This is a genomic window from Paenibacillus sp. sgz302190 (genome assembly GCF_059820445.1).
Window position 1 is genome coordinate 125648 of record NZ_JBZYAO010000005.1, and the last position, 23528, is coordinate 149175.

Below are 23528 nucleotides of genomic sequence, written 5' to 3' on the forward strand. Positions count from 1 at the left end.
CGCTGCCGCCGCAGGCTTACCGGCCCGGCGGCGCACCCAGCAAAGGGCGGTCTACCGTTTTCCGTCTTCAAAAGCAATGCGGCAATCCATGAACTTGAACATGAATGGGAGTGAAGCAAGTGCAATCGGTTTTTGAGAACGATCAAACCTATTGGCAGAACAAGTTTGACAGCGACGATCGGATTGTTTGCCTTTCCTATACGAGCGCGGCCCGGACGAAAAACGGCGATCGCAGGCTGCAGACGAAAGCCGCCCAATTCCCCGCGAATTTATCCGAACGAATCGCCGGGATTTCCGGCGGAGCCCCGCTGACGGCTTTCATGCTGCTGCTGGCCGGCGTTGAAGCTTTGTTGTATACCTATACGAACGAAGACCAACTGATCATAGGGGTCCCGACTATCGAATCATCGGGCTCGGGAATCAATCCGCTGCTGCTGATCAAAAACCGGGTCGAACCGAACATGAGCTACCGCTCGCTGCTGCAAAGCGTCAAAACGGCAGCCACTGAAGCTTTCGAGCATCAGCAGCTCCCCTTTTGGAATTATACGGAGCAAATGGACATTCCCCGTCTTGCGGACGGCATTCCCTTGATACATACACTTGTGACGATGCGCCAGCTGCACTCCGTCAGATATGCGGAGCAAATCGCGCATGAACTTGCTTTTCACTTCGATATGGCCGGGGGCTCCGTCACGCTGGCTATTGAGTACGATGCGGGCCGTTACGACGAAGACAGCATCGCGCGGTTGAGCGCGCATTTGCAGCAGCTTTTATCCGTCGTCTTGTTTCAGCCGGAGCTTCCGCTGGCGCAAGCCGAATTCCTGACGGATGCGGAAAAAGAACAGCTTCTGACGGGGTTTAATCCCGCATGGCTGGATTATCCCCGAGATCACACGATTCACGGCTTGTTCGAAGAGCAGGCGGCGCGCACCCCGGATTATCCGGCGGTTATTTTCGACGAGGAGCAGTTGACTTATCGCGAGCTGAACGAGCGGGCGAACCGGCTGGCAGCCCGCTTGGCGGCGGCAGGCGTGCGGCAGGAAGCGTTTGTCGGCATTATGGCGGAACGTTCGATCGACATGATCGTCGGCATAATCGCCGTGTTAAAAACCGGCGGCGCTTATGTGCCGATTGATCCGGAATACCCGGAAGAGCGGATCCGCTATTTGCTTGAGGATTCGGGCGCCGCTCATTTGCTCGTACAGGAAAGGCACCGCGGGCAAGCGTCGATATTCGCCGGCACGACGATTTCTCTTCATGATTCCCATGATTTGGAAGGGGGTTCCGGTGATGATTCCGGCCTTGGGGCAGCCGGCGATCCGCAAAGCCTCGCTTACGTCATCTATACTTCGGGATCGACAGGTAAACCGAAAGGCGTCATGGTCGAGCACCGCAACGTCGTTCGGTTGGTCAAAAATACGAACTATGCGCAGCTTGACGAGCACACGCGGATTTTGCAAACGGGCGCGGTCGTTTTCGACGCTACGACGTTTGAAATCTGGGGTGCGCTGCTGAACGGCGGGCGGCTGTATTTGGCGCCGTCGGACACCATATTGAACGGTACGAAGCTGAAGCAGGCGATTCAAACATACGGCATCACAACGATGTGGCTGACGTCCCCGCTATTTAACCAAATCTCGCAGCAGGAAAGCGGAATGTTCGCAGGCGTAAGCACGCTGATCGTCGGAGGGGACGTGCTGTCCGTGCCTCATATTAACCGGGTGATGCTCGAGCATCCGTCGCTCCGCATCGTGAACGGGTATGGACCGACAGAAAATACGACGTTCTCGACCACATACTCGATCGAAAGCGAACAGTCGGAAGCCGTACCGATCGGGCAGCCGATCGCGCATTCCACCGCTTATGTCGTGGACCGATATCAGAAGCTCGTTCCTATCGGAGCTTGGGGCGAGCTGCTCGTCGGCGGAGACGGCGTAGCCAGGGGCTATTTGAACCGCCCGGAACTTACGGCGGAGAAGTTTATCGAGCATCCTTTTAAACCCGGACAGCGCTGCTACAGAACCGGAGATTTGGCTCGCTGGCGCGCCGACGGCACGCTGGAGTATAAAGGCAGAATGGACGAGCAGGTGAAAATCAGGGGCTACCGGATCGAGCTTGCCGAAATCGAAGCCGAGCTGTTAAAGGCGGAAAAAGTTCAGGATGCCGTAGTTATCGTCCGCGAGGACGAGCAGGCTCAAAAATATTTGTGCGCCTATTTTACGGCTCATGCGGCACTGTCCGCTCAGGAGTTGAGAAACGTTCTGCTGCAGGAGCTGCCGGGCTACATGGTGCCGACCTATTTCGTTCAAGTCGATGCCATTCCATTGAACCCGAACGGCAAAGTCGACCGGCGGGCGCTGCCCGAACCGGAATCCGCCCTGTCGGCAGGGCAGAACTACGTGGCTCCCCGGACACCGGCGGAAATGCAGCTGGAAACGATCTGGAAAAACATTCTCGGATTGCCGAAGGTCGGGGTCACGGACAATTTTTTTGAAATCGGCGGGCATTCCTTGCGGGCGACTACGCTCGTATCCGCCGTTCATAAAGAGATGAACCGCAGCATCCAACTGCGCGACGTTTTTCAGCGTCCGACTATCGAGCAATTGGCTCTTTTGATTGAGGAACGGGAATATGTCCGGCACGAAGCGATTCCTGTCGCAGACGCAAGCGATACGTATCCCGTCTCATCCGCCCAAAAGCGGATGTACGCGGTCAGCCAATTGTCCGGTGCCGATCTCAGCTACAACATGCCCGGCGCGATCATCCTGGACGGGAAGCTGCAGCGGGAACGGCTGGAGGAAGCTTTCCGCAAGCTGATCGCGCGTCACGAAACGCTGCGTACGAGCTTCGAATCTTTGGACGGCGAACCGGTGCAGCGCATTCATCCGGAAGTTTCTTTTGCCGTCGAATATATGCAAGCGGGCGAAGCGGAATCTCCGGCGCTGGTGCAGGCATTCGTGCGGCCGTTCGATCTTCGGCAAGCTCCGCTTATGCGCGTCGGACTCATTGCCGTGAGCGAGCAGCGCCACATTCTGCTGTTCGACATGCACCATATCGTGTCGGACGGGGCGTCCATGAACGTGCTCATTCGCGAGTTTATCGCGTTATACCAAGAGGCGGAGCCGGCTCCGCTGCGTATTCAGTACAAAGATTACGCCGCATGGCAGCTCCACCAGATCCAAACCGAGCCGTATAAAGCGCAAGAGACGCAGTGGCTGCAAGCTTTTTCCGGCGAATTGCCTGTGCTTGATTTGCCATCGGATTTCCCCAGACCTGCGGTAAAAAGCTTCCTTGGAAACACCTATGAATTTGCTTTGGACAAAACTTCGAGCGATGCGTTAAAGCAAATCGCCGCCCAGACGGGCTCTACGCTATTTATGGTTCTTCTCGCCGCTTACACGGCTTTGCTGCACAAATATACCGGACAAGAAGACATCATCGTCGGAACTCCTGTCGCCGGCAGGCAGCATCCCGACCTGGAGCCGTTGATCGGCATGTTCGTCAATACGCTGCCGATCCGCAATTATCCGGCAGCCGGCAAAACGTTTGCCGGTTATGTGCGGGAAGTCAAGGAACACGCTCTGCAAGCTTTCGACAATCAGGCATATCCGCTGGATGACTTGATCGCGAGGCTCGAATTGAAGCGGGATATAAGCCGCAATCCGCTGTTCGATACGGCTTTTGTTTTGCAGCATGAGGAAGCGGTGGAAGCGGAAGTCGAAGGGCTCCGGGTCAGCGCCTATCCGAAGGAACATACCGTGTCCAAGTTCGACCTGACGCTGTTCGTCTCCGAGCGGGGCGAGTCGCTGGCTTGCAGCTTTGAATTCGCGACCGCTTTGTTCCGGCGGGAGACCGTGGAACGAATGGCGGCGCATTTTACGCAGCTTGTTCAAGGTATCGCGGACAACCCGCAAGTGAAGCTGGCGGAACTGGACATTGCCACGGAAGCGGAAAAAACGCTAATTTACCGTCAATTCAACGATACGGCAACCGAATACCCGAGAGACAAGACGCTTCACGCGCTGTTCGAGGAGCAGGCTGCGCGCAGGCCGGACAGCGTCGCTCTTGTCTACGAGGGGGAAAGCCTCACGTATCGCGAGCTGAACGAGCGGGCAAACCGTCTGGCGCGGACGCTGCGGGCGGCAGGCGTGGAAACGGGGCATTTTGTCGGTCTGATGGCCGACCGCTCCTTCGATATGATCGCGGGCATTTTCGGGATTCTCAAAGCCGGCGCGGTGTACATTCCGATCGATCCCGAGTATCCGGAGGAACGCATCCGGTTCCTGATGGAAGATTCTGGGGCCAAGCTGCTGGTGACTCAGCAGCGGTTGGCGGAGCGCGCGGCGTTTGACGGCAAGCTCGTCATGTTGGATGACCCGTCATCCCTCGATGCGGACGGTTCGAACCTGGACGGCGGGGCGGGCGCCGACGATCTGGCCTATGTCATCTATACGTCCGGCACGACGGGCAAGCCCAAGGGCAATTTGACGACGCACCGCAATATCGTCAGAACGGTGGTTAACACGAACTATATCGAATTTAACGAGCAAGATATTGTGCTGCAGCTTTCCAGCTACTCGTTCGACGGTTCGACCTTCGATATTTACGGAGCGCTGCTGAACGGTTCGAAGCTTGTGCTCGTTTCCAAGAACAGCTTTTTGGAGATGGAGAAGCTTTCCCGGCTGATCGAAAAAGAACGCATTTCGGTCATGTTCATCACAACCTCTTTATTTAATGTGCTGGTCGATGAAAATATCGGCGCTCTCGTCTCGCTGCGCAAAATTATGTTCGGCGGGGAACGGGCTTCCGTATCGCATGTAAGAAAAGCGTTTCGCGCCCTGGGACCCGGCAGGCTGATCAACGGCTACGGACCGACGGAAACAACGGTATTTGCGACGTATTATCAGGTCGATTCGATCGACGAGCTTGCCACAAACCTGCCGATCGGCCGTCCGCTCAGCAATACGAAGATGTATATCGTCGATGCGGGAGACAGGCTGCAGCCGATCGGCGTAGCCGGAGAACTGCTAATCGCCGGGGACGGCGTAGCTCAAGGCTATTTGAACCGGCCGGATGTGACGGCGGCGAAATTCATGGACAGCCCCTTCGCAGCGGGAGAGCGGGTTTACCGTTCCGGTGACCTAGCCAGATGGCTGCCGGACGGCAACATCGAATATTTGGGCCGCATGGACGATCAGGTGAAAATCCGCGGCTACCGGATCGAGCTGGGTGAGGTGGAAGCGCAGCTGCTGAAGGCGGACGGGGTCAAGGAAGCCGTCATTATCGTCAGAGAGGACGACAATGGCCAGAAGCACCTTGTCGCATACTACACCGCCGAAAGGGAGTATGCGGGAAGCGAGCTCCGCGGCAAGCTGTCGCAGGAGCTTCCCGCTTACATGATTCCTGCCTATTTTGTCCAATTGGAGGAACTGCCGCTTACGGTTAACGGCAAAGTCGACCGCAGAGCGCTGCCTGCGCCGACGGATCAACTGCAAACAGGTTCCGAGTACGCTGCGCCCCGCACCAAGGAAGAGCATGCCCTGGCAGCCGTATGGCAAGCCGTTCTCGGGGTTAGGCAGGTCGGCATTTATGACAATTTCTTCGATCTTGGCGGCGATTCCATCAAATCCATTCAGGTGTCCTCCAGATTGCTGCAGGCCGGCTACAAGCTTGACATGAAGGATTTGTTCGAGCATCCGAACATAGCCGGATTGGGATCTTGCTTGCAGCCCGCTTCAAGGATAGCCGATCAGGGAGAGGTAACCGGAGAGGTTGGGCTTACGCCGGTGCTGCGCTGGTTCTTCGAACAAGGGCAGGATGAGCCCCATTACTTTAACCAGTCGGTCATGCTGTTTAAAGAAGAGGGCTTCGATACGGATGCGCTGCATCTGGCTTTGCGCGCAATCGCCGGGCATCATGACGCCTTGCGGATGGTAATCCGGCATGAAGCGGACGGATTTGCGGCCTGGAACCGCGCCGCGGAAGGCGAGGGCGAGCTGTACAGCCTCGACGTTTTCGATTTCCGCGCGGAGGCCGATTGCGGCGAAGCTGTCGAGGCCAAAGCCGGCGAGCTGCAAAAGAGCATCGATCTTGGGGCCGGCCCGTTGATGAAGCTGGGGCTGTTCCGCTGTCCGGACGGGGAACATCTGCTAATTGCGATTCACCATGCAGTCGTCGACGGAGTGTCCTGGCGCATCCTGTTTGAAGACATTTTCTCCGGCTATGAGCAGGCGCTGAAAGGGATGGCGATTCAGCTGCCGCTCAAAACCGACTCGTTCCAAATGTGGTCGGAGGCGCTGACGCAATATGCCGCAAGTCCTGCGCTGGAGAAGGAGCGGGCTTATTGGGCGCAGATTGCCGCGCTGGATTTCCCGGCTCTGCCGAAGGACGGCGAGTCCGGCGATTCGCGGATTATGGACAGCGACTCGGTAACGGCTCATTGGACGGAGCAGGAAACGGAGCTGCTGCTTAAAGTGGCGCACCGCGCCTATCATACAGAAGTCAACGATCTGCTGCTGGTGGCATTGGCGTCGGCCATCCATTCCTGGAGCGGCATCGATCGCATCCTGGTAAACCTGGAAGGGCATGGCAGAGAACCGATTGTACCGAATCTCGATGTCACCCGCACCGTCGGTTGGTTTACGAGCCAGTACCCGGCTGTTCTGGACGCGCATGCGGATACGGACATTTCCTATCTGATCAAATCCGTCAAGGAGAGCCTGCGCAAAATACCGAACAAAGGGATCGGCTACGGCATTGTCAAATATTTGACCCCGGACACCGATCGGGCCGTGTACGAGTTATCGCCGCAAATCAGCTTCAACTATCTCGGCCAGTTCGATCAGGATTTGCAAAGGAACGCGATTCAGCCGTCCGCTTACTCCTCCGGCATGCCGATCAGCGAGAAGACGAAGCGCGCCTATTCGCTGGATATTAACGGCATGATATCCGCAGGCCAGTTGGGACTTACTATCAACTACAGCGGCAAAGAGTACCGGCGGGAAACGATGGAACGCCTGGCCGAGCTGCTGACGTCAAGTCTGCGCTCGATTATCGACCACTGCTCGCAAAAAGAGCGGCCTGAGCTGACGCCAAGCGACCTCTCGCTCAAAGGAATGACGATTGAGGGTCTGCAGCGGCTGCTTGAGCAAACAGCGCCGATCGGCGAGCTGGAAAATGCCTATGCGCTTACGCCGATGCAGCAGGGCATGTTGTTTCACAGCCGGCTCGTTCCGCAGTCTCCGGCCTATTTTGAGCAGGTCAGTTACGACCTTGAGGGCAGTCTGGCGGTATCGGCTTTCCGGGAAGCCTTGCACCGGCTTGTGCAGCGGCACGCCATATTGCGCACCAATTTTTACTATGATATGAACGATAAGCCGGTGCAGGTGGTGTTTAAAGAGCGGAGTCCGGGGTTTTACTATGAAGACCTGCGCGGATTGCCCGAGCCGGAACTGGCGGGCGCTGCGGATGCGTTCAAAAATGAAGATCGGGTTAGAGGCTTCGATCTGAGCCGCGACCCTCTTTTCCGGGTATCCGTCCTGCAGCTTGGCGACGATGTGTACCGCTTCATTTGGAGCTTCCATCACATCCTCATAGACGGCTGGTGCCTGTCGCTGCTGAACGAAGAAGTGTTCGAGCATTATTTCGGGTTGCTTGAAAATAAGGAAATCGAACTTGCGCCGCCACCTCCGTACAGTGCTTATATCGAATGGCTGGAGGACCAGAACCGGGAGGAATCGGCCTGGTATTGGAAACAGTATCTGGACGGCTATGAGCAGGAAACCCGCCTGCCTTCACAAAAACAGGCCGGTTCCACCGGAATCACCAAGAGGATGAACAGAGAAATAAGCGCGGAGCTGACAGAGCTGCTGAACCGGACCGCGAAGGAAAATCAAGTTACGATCAACACGTTGATCCAGACCGCATGGGGTATCCTGCTGCACAGGTACAACAATTCCGGGGACGCCGTGTTCGGAAGCATCGTATCGGGCAGGCCGTCGCACATTCCGGGGATCGAAACGATGGTCGGGCTTTTCATTAATGCGATTCCGGTGCGCATCCGCTGCTCGGAGGCCGAAACCTTTGCCCAGGTTATGCGTAGAACGCAGGCTCAATCGGTTGCCTCGCGGCCTCACGATACGTTCCCGCTGTTTGAAGCGCAAGCGCTGGCAGACACGCGGCATGATGTGGTCAACCATCTTGTCATCTTCGAAAATTACCCCGTCGATCAGCAGGTTGGCAAGGTCGACGCCGAACGCCGGGAACATTTCCGCATTTCCAATGTGGAGATGTTGGAACAGACGAATTATGAATTCAGTTTGTGCGTATTTCCGGGCGATACGATGTTGTTCAGCTTCGAGTACGATACGGGCTCGTTCAAAGAAGCGGACATGGAGAAAATTCGCGGACATTTTATACACATGCTTGAGCAGATTGTCGCTAACCCGCATGTACGTGTAGGCGATCTGGACGTGGTTGCCCAAGACGAGAAACGGCTCCTTCTGGAATCTTTTGGAAGCTTGAATCGGGAGCCAGCGCCGGAGTATGCCTTCCATTCGATATTCGAGGAGCAGGTTCTGCGAACGCCGGAAAAGTCGGCGGTTGTATTCAAACAGCACACCGTCACTTACCGCGAGCTGAACGAAAAAGCGGGCCGCCTGGCGAGCCTGCTGCGGGAGCAAGGCGTCGGCCGCGAATCTATCGTTTGCATCCTTGCGGACCGCGGCGTGGAATTGGTCATCGGCGTGCTTGCCGTGTGGAAAGCGGGGGGCGCTTATGTGCCGATCGATCCGGATTATCCCGCCGAACGCATCCAATATATGCTGAAGGACAGCGGCGCCAAGGTGCTCTTGACGCAAAGCGGCCTGAAGCAGCTTGCCGCCGACGCTTTTCATGCGGAAAGCGAGCTCGAGGCGGCGTTCCATCTCGATGACGATTCGCTTTACGAAGGGTTCCCGGCATCCGAGCCGTATGTCAACGAGCCGCACGATTTGGCCTGCGTGATCTACACCTCGGGGATGACAGACTTTCCCAAAGGCGTTATGGTGGAGCATGTCAGCCTGATGAACACGGCACTGGCCAATCGCAGGGAATATCGGTTGAACGAGTTCGATGTCCGATTGCTGCAGCTCGCCAACTTTTCGTTCGACGTGTTCGTTCTCGACATCGTCCGGACGTTTATGAACGGCGGAACGATGGTCGTCTGCCCGGCCGAAGACCGGATCGATCCCGCTCAATTGTACCGGTGGATCCGGGATTATGAGATTACGGTGCTCGAATCGACGCCGGCGCTCATTCTTCCGCTGATGGACTACCTGTACGCTGAAAATCTGGATATCAGCTCGCTCCGGCTGCTTATTTCCGGCTCCGACAGCATTAGTGTAACCGACTATCGGCGATTGTTGGAACGCTTCGGCTCGCACATGCGGATCGTTAACAGCTACGGGGTCACCGAAGCGGCGATCGATTCGAGCTTTTACGACGAGCCGCTGCCGCTGCTGCCTCCGGCCGGCCATGCGCCGATCGGCAAACCGCGTATGAACGCCAGCTTCTATATTCTCGACGCCCAGTTGAAGCTTGTTCCGGTGGGAGTGGCCGGCGAGCTATGCATAGGCGGAGCGGGCGTGGCGCGGGGCTATCTGAACCGGCCCGAGCTCAGCGCCGAGAAATTCATCCCCAATCCGTTCGTTCCCGGAGAGCGGCTTTACCGCACCGGAGATTGGGTACGCTGGACGGAGAACGGCAACGTTGATTTTATCGGCCGGATCGACGGCCAGGTAAAAATTCGCGGCTTACGGGTCGAGCTCGGCGAGATTGTGTCGGCGATGCTGCAGTTTGAAGGCGTTCGTCAAGCGATCGTTACCGATCGAAAAGACGAGCGGGGGCAGACGTATTTGTGCGGGTATACGGCTGGAGAAGAGTCTGTCGATCCGGAAGCGCTGCTGGCGCGCCTGCGGCAAACGCTGCCTGCGCATATGGTGCCGGCACGGATCATGCATCTCGAGCGGCTGCCGCTGACGCCGGATGGTACGCTGGACCGCAAGGCGCTGCCCGAGCCGGACGGAAGCGGCATTGCCGGAGAAAGCTTCGCAGCTCCGCGCAATGACACGGAGCAGCAGCTTGCCCGGATTTGGGAGGATGTGCTCGGTCTGACGGGAATCGGCGTCCAGGACAATTTCTTTGACCTCGGCGGACATTCGCTCAAAGTGCTTGAGCTCGTCGGCAAAATCGACAAGCAGCTCGGCCAGGAGCTCCCTCCGCGCGCCGTGTTTGATTCGCCGACGATTGAAGGTTTGGCGCTGAAGCTGGCGGCGCCTAATGCCGGGCAGTCTTTGCAGCAGTATGCAACCAAGCTGAACGACAAGGGGCATATCAACTTGTTCTGCTTCCCGCCTATGCTTGGATACGGAATGGGCTTCGCCGAGCTGGCCAAACAGCTGAACGGGCACGCTGTCGTGTACGGGCTCGATTTCATCGATGACGACCGGGCGCAGCATGATTTGCTTGAACCATACATGCAGCTGATCGGAAGCATTCAAAACGAATCCCCTTATGTGCTGCTTGGCTATTCCATGGGCGGCAATCTGGCGTTCGAACTGGCGAAGGCGATGGAAGCCAAAGGGTTCACGGTTTCCGACATCATTATGGTCGACTCTTTGCGAAGTATGGAATCAGGTTCATTAAGCCGCGAGAAAATGATCGAGCAGGTCGACCGCGCGCTGGAACAAGCGCCGGCTGCGTACAAGGAAGCGCTGAAGGGCACATACAGACAAAAAGTGTATGCCTACGCGATCTACGGCAGCACAATCGTCAACACGGGCGTTGTGCAGGCGAATATTCATACGCTTTTGTCGCCGCAAACAGCGTCGATGAAAGAAGCCGCCGACCCGGCAAGATCGTGGCGGCAATCGACGAACGGCGGTTACACCGAAGGGCGGCTCACCGGCTTGCACGATGAACTTCTTGAAGCGGGCAACGTGGAGGACAACGCCGTCAAAATTCGGCAGATCTTAAGCGAAATCGCCCAAATACCTGGCGGCGTTCGTTAAAAATGAGAGAGGGCATCCGTACAGGGATGCCCTCTTCAAAGCTTTGGGGCAGCCGTGAGGCTGCCCCTGTTTCTTGTTTCGGCGGGCCGGCCGGAACCCCCACACGCCAGGGCTGGTCGCACAACTGCCCGGCTGCGCGAAAAAACTGCAAAAGTACATAAATTTGCGTCCCTGGTATGCTGGCTACGATGAATTCCTGCAATTGTGCAGGCTTTTCGCCGCGAACATGCGCTCAGACCCGATGTAAGTGAAAATTCCTGCACAATTGCAGGTTTTTCACCAATATGGACCATTTCTAGGGAGAAAACCTGCACTTTCGCAGTTTTTCTCCCTGCCAAACTGCCTCATTCCCAGTTTCGCAGTTCCGCGACCTATGCCGGGAGAGGTGCGCATTGGAAAAGCGTCTCCCCTCCCAATTAGGGTTCTTTTTCGCAATCGACATCGAACTTATCCCGAAAAAGTGGATTTTTTCCGAAAGATGGGAAACTATCATGCTGGAAGGGGAAGGATTTCTCGCCCGGTGCATGCAGCATGAAATCGATCACCTGAACGGCGTGCTTTTCGTCGACCACGTCCGCGACCCGTTTCTCGTTCATGAGCATACACAGCATAAAGTCCGGCTGCTTGACGTCATTCGCCTGTCGCGGCCGCAATAGCAAACAAAAAACCGTTGACCCGCCGGATTGCTCTGCGGTGATTCAGCGGTTTTTCATATTATGCACGAACACCGCAGTAGGAGCATTTACCATCTTTTGAAGCGATTATTGCCAATCAACAATTTGCATACTACTCCTATACATGGATGGTAAAAGGAGTGAGCATATGGAACGGCCTGCAGTCTCACCGTACCTTTACATCCGGCTGCGCCGGAGAGCACGGGTCCGCAAAGGAAACAGCGTACAATTAGGCGATATCGCTCAAATGATCGTCGAACCCGAATATGAAGACCGGCTCAGCCGAATCGTCATTTATAAATCGCGGCACGAAGACGGCAACCGTGTTCTGATCGACATGATGCAGATCGTCCGCGCGATCAAGGGGCGCTTCCCGGAGCTGCAGATCGAGCATTTCGGAGAGCCGCACGTTCTATTGGAGGTTTCTGCCTGCGACAAGCGGCCCAATCCGCTGCTGATCGGCATCGTCTGGCTGCTGCTGTTTATCGGCTCGGGCCTCGCGATTATGAACTTTCATGCCGACGTCAGCATGCTCGAAGTGCACCGGAGAATTTACCAATTGATGACCGGGAAAACGGTGGAGCATCCGCTTATTTTGCAAATTCCTTATTCGCTCGGCATCGGCGTGGGGATGGTTATTTTTTTCAACCATTTGTTCAAGAAAAAATTCAATGAAGAGCCGAGCCCGCTTGAGGTCGAAATGTTTATGTATCAGGAAAATGTGAACCATTACGTCATCACGGAGGAGTACTGCAAAATACACGAAAGGAATGACGCCAAGTGATCATGGCGGTCGTTGAAGCGGCAGCGGCGGCTTTTGTCGGGCTGTCCGGGGGAATTATCGTCGGCAGCGGGATGGTCGCTTTTCTGATCGTGCTGGACATCATTCCGCGGCTTGTGCAGATCACCCGGTCGTTCAAACAGATACATGCCTATGAAGCGGCGATCGTAGCGGGATCGCTGGTGTTCACCTGGGTCGATTTCTGCGAGCTGCGGCTTCAGTTATTTCCGCTCGGCGCCTCGTTTGTCGGTCTTTTTGCCGGGTGCTTCGTAGGCATGCTGGCCGGAGCCCTGACGGAAATTGTCAATGTGCTGCCGATTTTGGCGAAACGGGTGGGCATGGGCTCTTATATGATTTTATTTTTGATGGCGATGATTTTCGGCAAAGTGGTCGGCTCGCTTTTCGAATGGCTGTTTTATTGAAGCAGGAAAATACGCGGGGAGGTATGAGGCATGAAAGTGATCCTGAAAAAAGGCGGAAAGAACGGCGATGGTTCGGACAATTCCAAGCTGGCGATAGACGAGGAAGGCAACTTGCATCCGTATGAGCCGGAAATCGATATGACGGCAGAGGAAAAAGAGTTAAAAACGCAGGAAAGCATTCCGGACCGTCTTGAAATAGTCAAGAGGGTCCTTGAAGAACGCGTCGGGTTCAACAAAAGCTTCGATCTAGTGTTCAGGGAGATGGTGTTCGGGTCCGTCAGAGCCGGCCTCTTTTTTTGCAACGGGTTTGCCAAAGATTCCGTGCTGACCGATATTATTACCCGTTTGTCCTACGCGTCCCGGGAAAGCGTCACGCCTCATACGGTCGAGTCGTTTGCGGACTATCTCGTCCCGCACATCCAGGTCAAAACGTATGAAAAAATGTCCGAGGTTATCGGACAAGTGCTGATGGGCGGAACGGCGCTGTTCATGGAAGGACAGACGGCGGCCATCACGATCGATGTCAAAACGTTTCCCGTCCGCTCGGTCGAAGAGCCGGATTTGGAACGGGTCGTCCGCGGCTCGCGGGACGGGTTCGTCGAAACGCTGCTGACCAACGTGACGCTGATCAGACGCAGGCTGCGCGACGAAAGATTGAAGCTGGAAATTGTCCAGGTCGGCAAACGGACCAAGACCGACATATGCGTTTGTTACATCAACGATATCGCCGATCCCAACCTTGTGGAATCCATCAAAGATAAAATTAAAAACGTCGAAATCGACGGACTTCCGCTTGCCGAAAAGCAGCTGGAGGAAGCCGTGCTGAACAAAGGCTGGAACCCGTATCCGATGGCCCGCTATTCGGAGCGGCCGGACGTAGTGTCTGCCCATCTGCTCGAAGGCCATGTAACGATTTTGGTCGATACTTCGCCGAGCGCGATGATTTTGCCTACGACGTTTTTCCACCATGTCCAGCACGCGGAGGAATACAGGCAAACCCCGTTTATCGGGACCTATCTTAGGTGGGTGCGCTTTGCCGGCATTGTGGCTTCTTTGTTTCTGCTCCCGCTGTGGGTCCTGATCGTCCAGGATTCGTCGCTCAAGCCGGCCGGCCTTGAATTTATCGGACCGCAAAAAGCGAGCCATTTGCCGGTGTTTTTGCAGTTTTTGCTGGCTGACATCGGCATTGACCTGATGCGGATGGCCGCCGTGCACACGCCGACACCGCTTGCGACCGCAATGGGGCTGGTAGCCGCCATTCTCATCGGCGATATCGCGGTCAAAACCGGGCTGTTTATTAATGAAGTGATTTTATACTTGGCGGTGGCGTCCATAGGCATGTTCGCAACGCCGAGCTATGAATTGGGGCTGGCAAACCGGATAACGCGGCTGGCGCTGCTCGTGGCCGTGGCGATTTTCAAGGTGCCGGGCCTGATCATCGGCGGAACGCTGTGGCTGCTGCTCCTGGCGACCCGGAGATCGTACAACTCGCCGTACATGTGGCCGTTTATTCCGTTTAACGCCAAAGGATTTTTTGCGGTATTGGTGCGCCAGCCCGTGCTTTCGGACAAAACCCGGATGAGCCTGACAAAGCCTGTCGACGGGACACGCCAGCCCAAATAACAGCACGGCATGTATTGTCAAAAGCGCTTCCAGTGTGATACTTTTAATTGTAATGTACACAAGGAAGAGGGAAACCAAAGCTATGTATTTACACGGTACGAGCAAAATAAATGATCAAGGCCACCTCGAAATCGGCGGAGTCGACGCAACGAAACTGGCTGCGGAATACGGCACGCCTTTATATGTATTTGACGAAGCGCTGATCCGTCAGCGCTGCCGCGAATTCGTGGAAGCGTACAAGGCGTCCGGCCTGAAATTTCAGGTCGCATATGCAAGCAAAGCTTTCATGGTTATGGCCATGTGCCGCCTTGTCGAAGAAGAAGGCATGTCCTTGGACGTCGTGTCCGACGGCGAGCTGTATACGGCTCTGCAAGCGGGATTCCCGGCTGAGCGCATCCATTTTCACGGCAACAACAAAACGCCGGAAGAAATCGAAATGGCGATCGACGCCAAAATCGGCTGCTTCGTGGTGGACAATTTCATCGAGCTGCAGCTGCTGAATGCCATCGCCGCCGAGAAGCGCCAAAAGGTGAAAATTTTGCTGCGCATTACGCCTGGCGTCGAAGCGCATACGCACGAATATATTTCTACGGGCCAAATCGATTCCAAATTCGGCTTTGATCTTGGCAACGGTTCGGCGCTGCGCGCCGTCAAAGAAGCTTCCGAGCTGAGCCATCTGGAAATTTTGGGCGTTCATTCCCATATCGGCTCGCAAATTTTCGAAGTGGACGGCTTCCGCCTGGCCGCCGATAAAATCGCTGGATTTGCCGTCGAAGTGCGCAGCCGTCTGGATGTAACGTTCAAGGTGATCAACCTTGGCGGCGGTTTTGGCATCCGCTATGTGGAAGGCGATACGCCGCTTCCCGTAGCCGTCTACGTCAAAGCGATCACAGACGCGATCAAAGAGAACTTTGGCGCGAACAACTACCCGCTGCCCGAGATTTGGGCGGAGCCGGGCCGCAGCATCGTAGGCGATGCAGGTACAACGCTGTATACCGTGGGATCGACGAAAGACATCCCGGGAGTCCGCAAGTACGTCGCCGTAGACGGCGGAATGACGGATAACCCGCGTCCGGCTTTATACGAGTCCGAGTATGAAGCGATGCTTGCCAACCGCGCAACCGAGCAGGCGGAAGAAGTCGTATCGATCGCCGGCAAATGCTGCGAGAGCGGCGACATGCTGATCTGGGATCTGAACCTGCCGCGAGTCAACTCGGGCGACATTCTGGCCGTGGCCTGCACGGGAGCTTACAATTACGCGATGGCAAGCAACTACAACCGGATCCGCCGTCCGGCTGTCGTTTTCGTCAAGGACGAGCAAAGCGATCTCGTCGTCAAAAGAGAAACCTTCGAAAACATCGTAGAGAACGATATGATCCCGGCAAGATTGAAGCAAGTGAGCAAAGCGGTTCAATAAAACCGGGCCGGCCCAAGCAATATGCCGCGGTCGCGCTGCGCTGCAGAAAAGAAAGGGCTGTTCCCAAAGCCCAAGATTCAAGCAAAAGGACTTCAAATTCCACTGCCAAGTGGAGGGTGAAGTCCTTTCTTTAGGTGGAATTCAACAGCCCTTTTTTCAGATGAACATCGGCGGCCCGGCAGGTGGACATGAGGCGGCTTGGCAGGCCGGTCAGGGAAAAAACCTGCGAAAGTGCAGGCTTTTTCCGCAAAAAGGCCCATTTGGACGAAAAGCCTGCGATTGTGCAGGAATTTTCGGTGAAAACGACCCTGAGCCCCTGTTCGTGGCGAAAAGCCTGCACATTTGCAGGAATTTTCGTGGCCAGCGCATCTACCGGGCAAAAAACTGCACTTTTGCAGGCTTTCTCCGCGGAGCCAAGCAGTTAAGAAGCCAAGCAGTTAGGCAGCAGGGCGCTCCCACTCTGCGTGCGAGTTTCTCAACTGCCTGACTTTCGCAGATTTTCCGCGTACTGACGTGCTGACAACGGGCAAGTTTTTAGAAAGTTTCCTCCGAAAATCTCCTCCCGCTGTTCGTGAATGAATTGTTCATGAATGAATTTTGGCATGATTTTCCTTTCGATTTTGGGGGTAGTTTTAATTCATCGGGATGTGTAAGATTTCATTAAGCGCTTAATCCATCGTATCGGAGGGTGATTCGGTCTTTTGTAAACGCTTTACATTCCCGGGGAGAGCGAACGGTAAACAGCAATTTATTTTGAATGGAGGTTCATGATAATGAAAACTCGGTTAGGCAAGAAGAGACTGGCTTCCCTTTTTTTATCCGCAATTTTGTTGGCGCTTCCATTGAGCGCTTCCGCTGCTTCTTCCTCCACTGCGTACGATAAACTTTATTTCAACAATAACAAATACTACCTGTTTAACAACACCTGGGGCAGCGGCAGCGTTAGCGGTTGGTCGGAAACCGTGTACTATAACAGCGGCACCGATCTGGGATACTTATGGAATTGGCCGACTACGGCCGGCGGGGTCAAAGCGTACCCGTCCATCGTAAGCGGATGGCACTGGACGAACGGATATACAAGCGGCAGCGGATTCCCTACACAGCTGTCCGCCAACAAAAACATTAACACAGGCGTCACGTATTCGATCGCTTCCTCGACGAACGGCTCCTATAATAACGCTTACGATATTTGGCTGCACAGCACCGGGAACGCAACGTCCAGCAGCACTCCGACCGAGGAAATTATGATTTGGAACAAATGGACCTCCGACGTCGGCCCGCTCGGTTCTCTCGTATTTTCCAACGTTTCGATCGGCGGGCAAACTTACGACGTGTACAGGGGCGAAAATAAGAACAGCCAGGGCGTGCATCAATGGTGGGTGTATTCGTTCCTGAAAAAGTCCCAGACAAACAGCTTCAGCATTAACGTCAAAAACTTTACCGATTATCTCATTTCCAAAAATTACTTCACGAACAGCCGCTATGTGAGCAGCGTGGAATACGGCACCGAAATTACAAAAGGCAGCGGACAAATCAACTTTTCCAACTGGTATTGCAATGTCCAATAATCAATAGCGGAGTTCCGCCGGCGCGGCGGAAAAAAGAGCGCGGTCGCAGAACGGGATTCCCGCCCTGCGGCCGCGCCAACATTTTTTTGAGGAGTCACTTGCTTGAGGAAGTTGCCAAAGGATATGATTCTTGCGACTTGGAAGCAAAATAGCAAGGATAATTTGAATGTTCGCCAGGCAAGCAGGAGGGCTGCTTTTTCCACGAATCATACTGATCTGAGGAAATGCCTAGCTGCTCTAAGACTTTTTCGCACGGGATAGTTTGCATTTCGGACATCCTCCATTTACTTGAAAATAGAAAAAGGCCATCAAAAATAGACGGCCGGTTGCACTAGTAGCTCAAACGCCCCCAAGTGCCCAGATACAGGAACGTTTTCTTCGCTTTCCACAAATATTTACAATTGTTTACTTGGATAATAATAACAGAACAGGTGGAAACATTCTGTGTCGTATTTCACAAAAGTTCATCGTCAAAGAAAGAAATTTCACAAAGGGCAAAATCAAGGGGGTTCCAGCGGAACGTAAACGATTGAAGTGACAATTTTTCTGTGATATATGCAAAAATACCGCAAAAAATAAATCCGCGACAGCAACGATTCCGCAGCGGCAGCAAATTTTCACAGCGGGTTTGTGAATTGAAAGCTTTCATAGTAAAATAAAGTATTATTGTCTAAAGGAGTGGACCTAACATGGCCAAACAAGCAAAAATCACACTCGCCGGCGGCGGAGAAGTACTGATCGACCTGTTCGAAAAAGACGCTCCGAACACCGTCGCCAACTTTGAAAAACTCGCAAACTCCGGTTTTTATAACGGTCTTGTATTCCATCGCGTCATCCCCGGGTTCGTAGCTCAAGGCGGCTGCCCTACTGGAACGGGCACAGGAGGCCCAGGCTACCAAATCAACTGCGAAATCAACCCGAACAAACACGAGCGCGGAACGCTTGCCATGGCCCATGCCGGCAGAAACACAGGCGGCAGCCAATTCTACATCTGCTACCAACCGCAGCCTCACCTGGACGGACAGCACACCGTTTTCGGCAAAGTAACCAAAGGCATGGAGTATGTGGACGCATTCAAAGGCAGAGACCAAATGGAAAAGGTCGAAATTGTCGAAGTGTAAAAATAAAGCTGTAAAGCTTAAAAAGACCTTCCTTAAGCCGTAAAACCGGCTAGGGATGGTCTTTTTTTAATCCGATTTGTGAACAATGTTTCAGCGGAGAAAAGAAAAAAATGTTGCTTTTTCCATGCTCGAGTGATAAATTCATAACCAAAGAAAACTAATTCTCCCGTTAGTGAGATTAGTTCTTCTTTCATTGTGTGTGCATACCTTCGGGGCGGGGCGAAATTCCCCACCGGCGGTGATACGTTCGGAAGCTGCTGCTCCGGCCGTAAAGTCCGTGACCCGTTTTGAAGCTAAGCGGTACCTGACAACAGCTTCGCTACGGCTGACCCGGTGCAAATCCGGGACCGACAGTATAGTCTGGATGGGAGAAGGAAACGCGAACAACAGGTTCGCTATGCACGTTTGGCCTCTTTTCAATTGAACAAAAATTCGGCAGGTCTGTCTTCTTTCAGGCACCGTGCCGGGTTTGTTTGAATTACCCGAAAACATGGACAAACGCGTATAGATGAAGCATTTTCGTGTCAACTTCAAATCCTTGAGCCCCTATCCTGTGCCGGATCGGGGCTTTTTTGCATTCAAGTTCAAGAGATTGGTGGTGAGCGCATGCAGCTTATCAATGACGAGGCCTACATGAGGCTTGCGCTGCAAATGGCCGAAAGCGCGTCAGGCCAGACGGGGATCAATCCCGTCGTCGGGTGCGTCCTGGTCAAAGACGGACGCATTGTCGGGATGGGCGCGCATCTGAAGCGCGGCCAGGGGCACGCCGAAGTCCTCGCGCTGCAAATGGCGGGCGAGGAAGCCCGGGGCAGCACGGCCTACGTGACGCTGGAGCCGTGCAGCCACTACGGACGGACGCCGCCCTGCAGCGACCGGCTGATCGAAGCCGGCGTCGCGCGCGTCGTCGTCGCCGGTCTCGACCCGAACCCGCAGGTTGCCGGTTCGGGCATCGCCAAGCTGCGAGCAGCCGGGATCGACGTATCCGTCGGGCTGCTCGGGGAGGAAGCCTCGGCGCTTAACGAGGCTTTCAACAAGTACATCGTCACGCGCATGCCGTTCGTGACGCTCAAGACGGCGAGCACGCTCGACGGGAAGATCGCCTCGAAGACCGGCGACAGCAAGTGGATCACCGGCGAGGCGTCGCGCGCTCTGGTCCATGCCCTGCGCCACCGGCACCAGGGCATCATGGTCGGCGTCGGCACGGTCATCGCCGACGACCCGCTGCTCAGCGCGCGCGCCGACGTACCGGCTATCCAGCCGGTACGGATCGTCGCCGACTCGCTGCTGCGCATCCCTCCGGACGCCCGCGTGCTGCAGGAGCAGGATCGTCAGCCGACGATCCTGCTCGCGAGCGCACAGGCGCCCGCGGAGCGGCGTGCCGCGCTGGAAGCGCGCGGCATCGAGATCGTGACCTGCGGCGACGGCCCGCAGGTGGATTTGACGCTCGCCATGCGGCAGCTCGGCGAGCGCGAGATCGGCTCCATCCTCCTTGAGGGTGGAGGCAGACTCAACGGCGCCATGCTGGAGCGGCGCCTCATCGACAAGCTGGTGCTGTTCTACGCGCCGAAAATTATCGGCGGCGGGGCCGAGGCACCAGCGAACTTCATCTTCGGCGGCTTCGCGAAGATGGCGGACAGCATTACGCTCGACCGCTTGCAGGTCGAGCGGTTCGGTCAAGATGTATGCTTGACCGGGTACCCGGTTTATGAAGGTGGGAACTAGGCATGTTTACCGGTATTATTGAAGAAATCGGCCGCATGCGCCGCGTCCGCAGCCAAGGACAGGCGATGGTGCTGACGATCGGCGCATCGAAGGTGCTGGAAGATGTGCGGCTTGGCGACAGCATCGCGGTGAACGGCGTTTGTCTGACGGTGATCGCATTTGACACAGACTCCTTCTCGGTTGACGTGATGCCGGAAACGTACCGCAAGTCGAACCTGCGCAAGCTGCAGACGGGCACACCGGTCAATCTGGAGCGCGCCATGGCGGCGAACGGCCGGTTTGGCGGACATATTGTGCAGGGGCATGTCGATTCGACGGCGGTTATCGTTTCTCGCACGCCTGAAGAAAATGCGGTCGTTTACCGGTTCGAACCGGAGAACAAAGACATTTTCAAATACATCATTCCCAGCGGTTCGATTACCGTTGACGGAATCAGCCTGACTGTCGTGCAAGTGACGGAACGCGACGCCTCCGTCTCCATTATCCCGCATACGCTGGCCCAGACGGTGCTTCAAGACAAGAAGCCGGGCGATACGGTCAACATCGAATGCGACGTTTTGGGCAAATATATGGAGCGTCTGCTTCGTTTCGGACAGCAGGAATCCGGCAGCGGCGGCAAACGGGGCGCTTTAACGGAAAGTTTTTTGGCGGAACACGGTTTTATGTGACAGGGGACGCACATGCAAGCTTGCTGCGGCTTTCGGATATAGAAGAAGCTTCCCGTCCGGCAGCGGCGGATTGCTCTTAGGAGGGGTGAAGATGACAGACATACGGTTTGACAAGATTGAAGATGCGATCGAAGATTTGAAGCTTGGCAAAGTCATCATCGTGGTGGACGACGAAGACCGTGAGAATGAAGGGGATTTTATCGCGCTGGCCGATAAGGCGACGCCTGACGTAATTAATTTTATGATCAAGGAAGGACGCGGTCTTGTCTGCGTGCCGATTACCGAGGAGCGGGCCGAGGAGCTGGATTTGCCTCCCATGGTTTCCAGAAATACGGACTACCACGGCACGGCGTTTACGGTTTCGGTAGACCACGTCGAGACGAGCACGGGCATTTCCGCGCACGAGCGCGCCAGAACGGTAGAAGCGCTGATCGATCCGAATACGAGAGCCCACGAGTTCCGCAGGCCCGGTCACATTTTCCCGCTGATCGCCAAAAAAGGCGGCGTCCTGCGCAGAGCGGGGCATACGGAAGCGGCCGTCGACCTGGCCAGGATGTGCGGTTCGTATCCGGCCGCCGTCATTTGCGAGGTCATCAAAGAGGACGGAACGATGGCGCGGGTTCCCGATTTGATGGAATTTGCGGCTAAGCATGAGATCCGCCTCATTACGATTCAGGATTTGATCCGCTACCGCAACCGGGAGGAAAAGCTGGTGGAGCGGGAGGTGGAGATCAAGCTCCCGACGGATTTCGGCTCATTCAAAGCGATCGCCTATACGAATCAGTTGGACAACAAAGAGCATGTGGCCCTTGTCAAAGGGACGATCGACCCGTCGCAGCCTACGCTTGTGCGCGTTCATTCGGAGTGCCTGACCGGGGACGTGTTTCACTCCCACAGGTGCGATTGTGGCCCTCAGCTCGAAGCGGCGCTAAAACAGATTGAAGAAGAGGGCTCCGGTGTATTATTATATATGCGACAGGAAGGCCGCGGCATCGGACTGATCAACAAATTAAAAGCTTATGCGCTGCAGGAGCAGGGATTGGACACTGTCGAAGCGAATATTAAGCTTGGATTTGCTCCGGATCTTCGCGATTACGGCATTGGCGCGCAAATTTTGAAGGACCTGGGCATCCGCAAGCTCCGTTTGCTGACCAACAATCCGCGCAAAATCCGCGGGCTTGAAGGCTACGGCCTGGAAGTGGTGGAGCGCGTGCCGATTCAGATGGAAAGCAAGGAGCACAATGTGAACTATTTGCACACCAAAAAGCAAAAACTCGGTCATTTGCTGGAATTTCACGACTCCGGCAGCGGCATTTAACGTGCGGCTTGCAGGAATTTTACAATAAGAAAGGGCGAAACGGACATGGCAAAAATTTACGAAGGACATTTGGTCTCGCAAAATTTAAAATACGGTATCGTCGTAGGACGATTCAATGAATTCATTACTTCCCGGCTGCTTGGCGGCGCACAGGACGCTCTGAAGCGCCACGGCGTTCAGGACGACGAAGTGGAGATCGCATGGGTGCCCGGCGCATTTGAAATTCCGCTGATCGCGCAAAAAATGGCGGAAAGCGGCAAATATGATGCAGTCATTACGCTCGGAACGGTAATCCGCGGTTCGACGCCTCATTTTGACTACGTATGCAATGAAGTGGCCAAGGGCGTATCCGCCATCAATTTGAAAACAGGCGTGCCGACCGTATTTGGCGTTCTGACGACGGATTCGATCGAACAAGCCGTTGAGCGGGCCGGCACAAAAGCGGGCAATAAAGGCTGGGAAGCGGCGGTAACCGCAATCGAAATGGCGAATTTGACCAAACAATTCAGCTCCTAATGCTTTCTTATTTTCACCTGGAAACGCTGCTGCCCCGGCTGTTCGCCTTTCTCATAGCAATGACCATTCATGATGCCGCTCACGCTTGCGCGGCGATGTTGCTCGGAGACCGGACGGCCAGGGAGCAGAAACGATTGTCGCTAAACCCCTTGGTGCATATAGACGCCTTGGGGCTTGCGATGGTTGTGTTCGGACCGTATGGCTGGTCGAAAAAAATGCCGGTTGACATGACTCGAATGAAACGGCGGCCGCGGCTTTCCCATACGCTCGTTTATTTAGCCGGACCGTGCGCCAATCTGGTGCTTGTGTTTTTCTTTTGGTGGCTGTACTTCTTTTTACCTGCCTGGTTTGACGGCAACACCGAGACAATAGCGGTGGAAACGTGGAGAGTTTATGCGCAGTACTGTGTGATTGTGAATGTCATGCTTTTTATTATTCATTTGCTGCCGCTGTACCCGCTTGACGGGTGGCACATTGTGCGGGGGCTGTTTCCCGCCGGCCGGCAGCGCTGGTTTTTGACTAACGAACGTTACGGACTGCTGCTGGTCCTTCTTTTATTGATAACGCCAATCGGCCAATGGGCGCTCGCTCATTTGTATCCCATCGCCGCGCAGCTTGTCATGAATATATTTTCACTTTAGACAAGGGGG

The 23528-nt window shown here is 55.1% G+C and carries 12 protein-coding genes, 1 pseudogene and 2 riboswitches; all 13 genes and pseudogenes read left to right on the forward strand.

Features of this window, described 5'->3' with window-relative positions; all coding sequences use genetic code 11:
• Positions 1–119: 119 nt before the first annotated feature.
• A complete protein-coding gene (locus AC6RNO_RS08510) occupies positions 120–11048 on the forward strand; it encodes an amino acid adenylation domain-containing protein (RefSeq protein ID WP_497105189.1) in 10929 nt (3642 codons plus the stop codon).
• Positions 11049–11530: 482 nt separating this feature from the next.
• A pseudogene (locus AC6RNO_RS08515) lies at positions 11531–11704 on the forward strand (peptide deformylase); the annotation flags it as partial.
• A gap of 166 nt (positions 11705–11870) precedes the next feature.
• Positions 11871–12506 (forward strand): stage V sporulation protein AA, encoded by a 636-nt coding sequence (locus AC6RNO_RS08520; protein WP_497105190.1) that lies wholly within the window; start codon positions 11871–11873, stop codon positions 12504–12506.
• A gap of 2 nt (positions 12507–12508) precedes the next feature.
• Positions 12509–12925: a stage V sporulation protein AB gene (locus tag AC6RNO_RS08525; RefSeq protein WP_497105257.1), complete on the forward strand. Its 417-nt coding sequence runs from the start codon at positions 12509–12511 to the stop codon at positions 12923–12925.
• A 30-nt stretch (positions 12926–12955) separates the two neighbouring features.
• On the forward strand, positions 12956–14548 hold the full coding sequence (locus AC6RNO_RS08530) for a spore germination protein (RefSeq protein WP_497105191.1): 1593 nt from the start codon (positions 12956–12958) through the stop codon (positions 14546–14548).
• A gap of 82 nt (positions 14549–14630) precedes the next feature.
• The gene (gene lysA, locus AC6RNO_RS08535) at positions 14631–15965 is read left to right on the forward strand and encodes a diaminopimelate decarboxylase (RefSeq protein WP_497105192.1); all 1335 of its coding nucleotides are present in this window, start codon (positions 14631–14633) and stop codon (positions 15963–15965) included.
• Between the two features lie 773 nt (positions 15966–16738).
• A complete protein-coding gene (locus tag AC6RNO_RS08540; RefSeq protein WP_474681471.1) occupies positions 16739–17533 on the forward strand; it encodes a GH12 family glycosyl hydrolase domain-containing protein in 795 nt (264 codons plus the stop codon).
• 311 nt (positions 17534–17844) lie between these two features.
• Positions 17845–17929: riboswitch (cyclic di-GMP riboswitch) on the reverse strand.
• A gap of 293 nt (positions 17930–18222) precedes the next feature.
• The gene (locus AC6RNO_RS08545) at positions 18223–18654 is read left to right on the forward strand and encodes a peptidylprolyl isomerase (RefSeq protein ID WP_474681470.1); all 432 of its coding nucleotides are present in this window, start codon (positions 18223–18225) and stop codon (positions 18652–18654) included.
• A 201-nt stretch (positions 18655–18855) separates the two neighbouring features.
• A riboswitch (FMN riboswitch) is annotated at positions 18856–19034 on the forward strand.
• Between the two features lie 226 nt (positions 19035–19260).
• Positions 19261–20376 (forward strand): bifunctional diaminohydroxyphosphoribosylaminopyrimidine deaminase/5-amino-6-(5-phosphoribosylamino)uracil reductase RibD, encoded by a 1116-nt coding sequence (ribD, locus tag AC6RNO_RS08550; protein WP_497105193.1) that lies wholly within the window; start codon positions 19261–19263, stop codon positions 20374–20376.
• Between the two features lie 2 nt (positions 20377–20378).
• Positions 20379–21044 carry a riboflavin synthase gene (gene ribE, locus AC6RNO_RS08555; RefSeq protein WP_497105194.1) on the forward strand — a complete coding sequence of 222 codons (666 nt, stop codon included), beginning with the start codon at positions 20379–20381 and terminating at the stop codon, positions 21042–21044.
• 91 nt (positions 21045–21135) lie between these two features.
• The gene (locus AC6RNO_RS08560; RefSeq protein ID WP_474681467.1) at positions 21136–22362 is read left to right on the forward strand and encodes a bifunctional 3,4-dihydroxy-2-butanone-4-phosphate synthase/GTP cyclohydrolase II; all 1227 of its coding nucleotides are present in this window, start codon (positions 21136–21138) and stop codon (positions 22360–22362) included.
• A gap of 45 nt (positions 22363–22407) precedes the next feature.
• Positions 22408–22878, forward strand: a complete 471-nt coding sequence (gene ribH / locus AC6RNO_RS08565) for a 6,7-dimethyl-8-ribityllumazine synthase (RefSeq protein WP_474681466.1) — start codon at positions 22408–22410, stop codon at positions 22876–22878.
• Complete coding sequence (locus AC6RNO_RS08570) at positions 22878–23519, forward strand: site-2 protease family protein (protein ID WP_488437802.1); 642 nt, start codon at positions 22878–22880, stop codon at positions 23517–23519. The genes ribH and AC6RNO_RS08570 overlap by 1 nt, the downstream gene beginning before the upstream one ends.
• The last annotated feature ends 9 nt before the right edge of the window (positions 23520–23528 follow it).

Bases quoted from the DNA above. Each gene is read 5' to 3' on its own strand.
- lysA (WP_497105192.1), top strand. From the start codon at position 14,631: ATGTATTTACACGGTACGAGCAAAATAAATGATCAAGGCCACCTCGAA.
- AC6RNO_RS08530 (WP_497105191.1), top strand. From the start codon at position 12,956: ATGAAAGTGATCCTGAAAAAAGGCGGAAAGAACGGCGATGGTTCGGAC.
- AC6RNO_RS08520 (WP_497105190.1), top strand. From the start codon at position 11,871: ATGGAACGGCCTGCAGTCTCACCGTACCTTTACATCCGGCTGCGCCGG.
- ribE (WP_497105194.1), top strand. From the start codon at position 20,379: ATGTTTACCGGTATTATTGAAGAAATCGGCCGCATGCGCCGCGTCCGC.
- AC6RNO_RS08560 (WP_474681467.1), top strand. From the start codon at position 21,136: ATGACAGACATACGGTTTGACAAGATTGAAGATGCGATCGAAGATTTG.
- ribH (WP_474681466.1), top strand. From the start codon at position 22,408: ATGGCAAAAATTTACGAAGGACATTTGGTCTCGCAAAATTTAAAATAC.
- ribD (WP_497105193.1), top strand. From the start codon at position 19,261: ATGCAGCTTATCAATGACGAGGCCTACATGAGGCTTGCGCTGCAAATG.
- AC6RNO_RS08525 (WP_497105257.1), top strand. From the start codon at position 12,509: ATGGCGGTCGTTGAAGCGGCAGCGGCGGCTTTTGTCGGGCTGTCCGGG.
- AC6RNO_RS08545 (WP_474681470.1), top strand. From the start codon at position 18,223: ATGGCCAAACAAGCAAAAATCACACTCGCCGGCGGCGGAGAAGTACTG.
- AC6RNO_RS08570 (WP_488437802.1), top strand. From the start codon at position 22,878: ATGCTTTCTTATTTTCACCTGGAAACGCTGCTGCCCCGGCTGTTCGCC.
- AC6RNO_RS08540 (WP_474681471.1), top strand. From the start codon at position 16,739: ATGAAAACTCGGTTAGGCAAGAAGAGACTGGCTTCCCTTTTTTTATCC.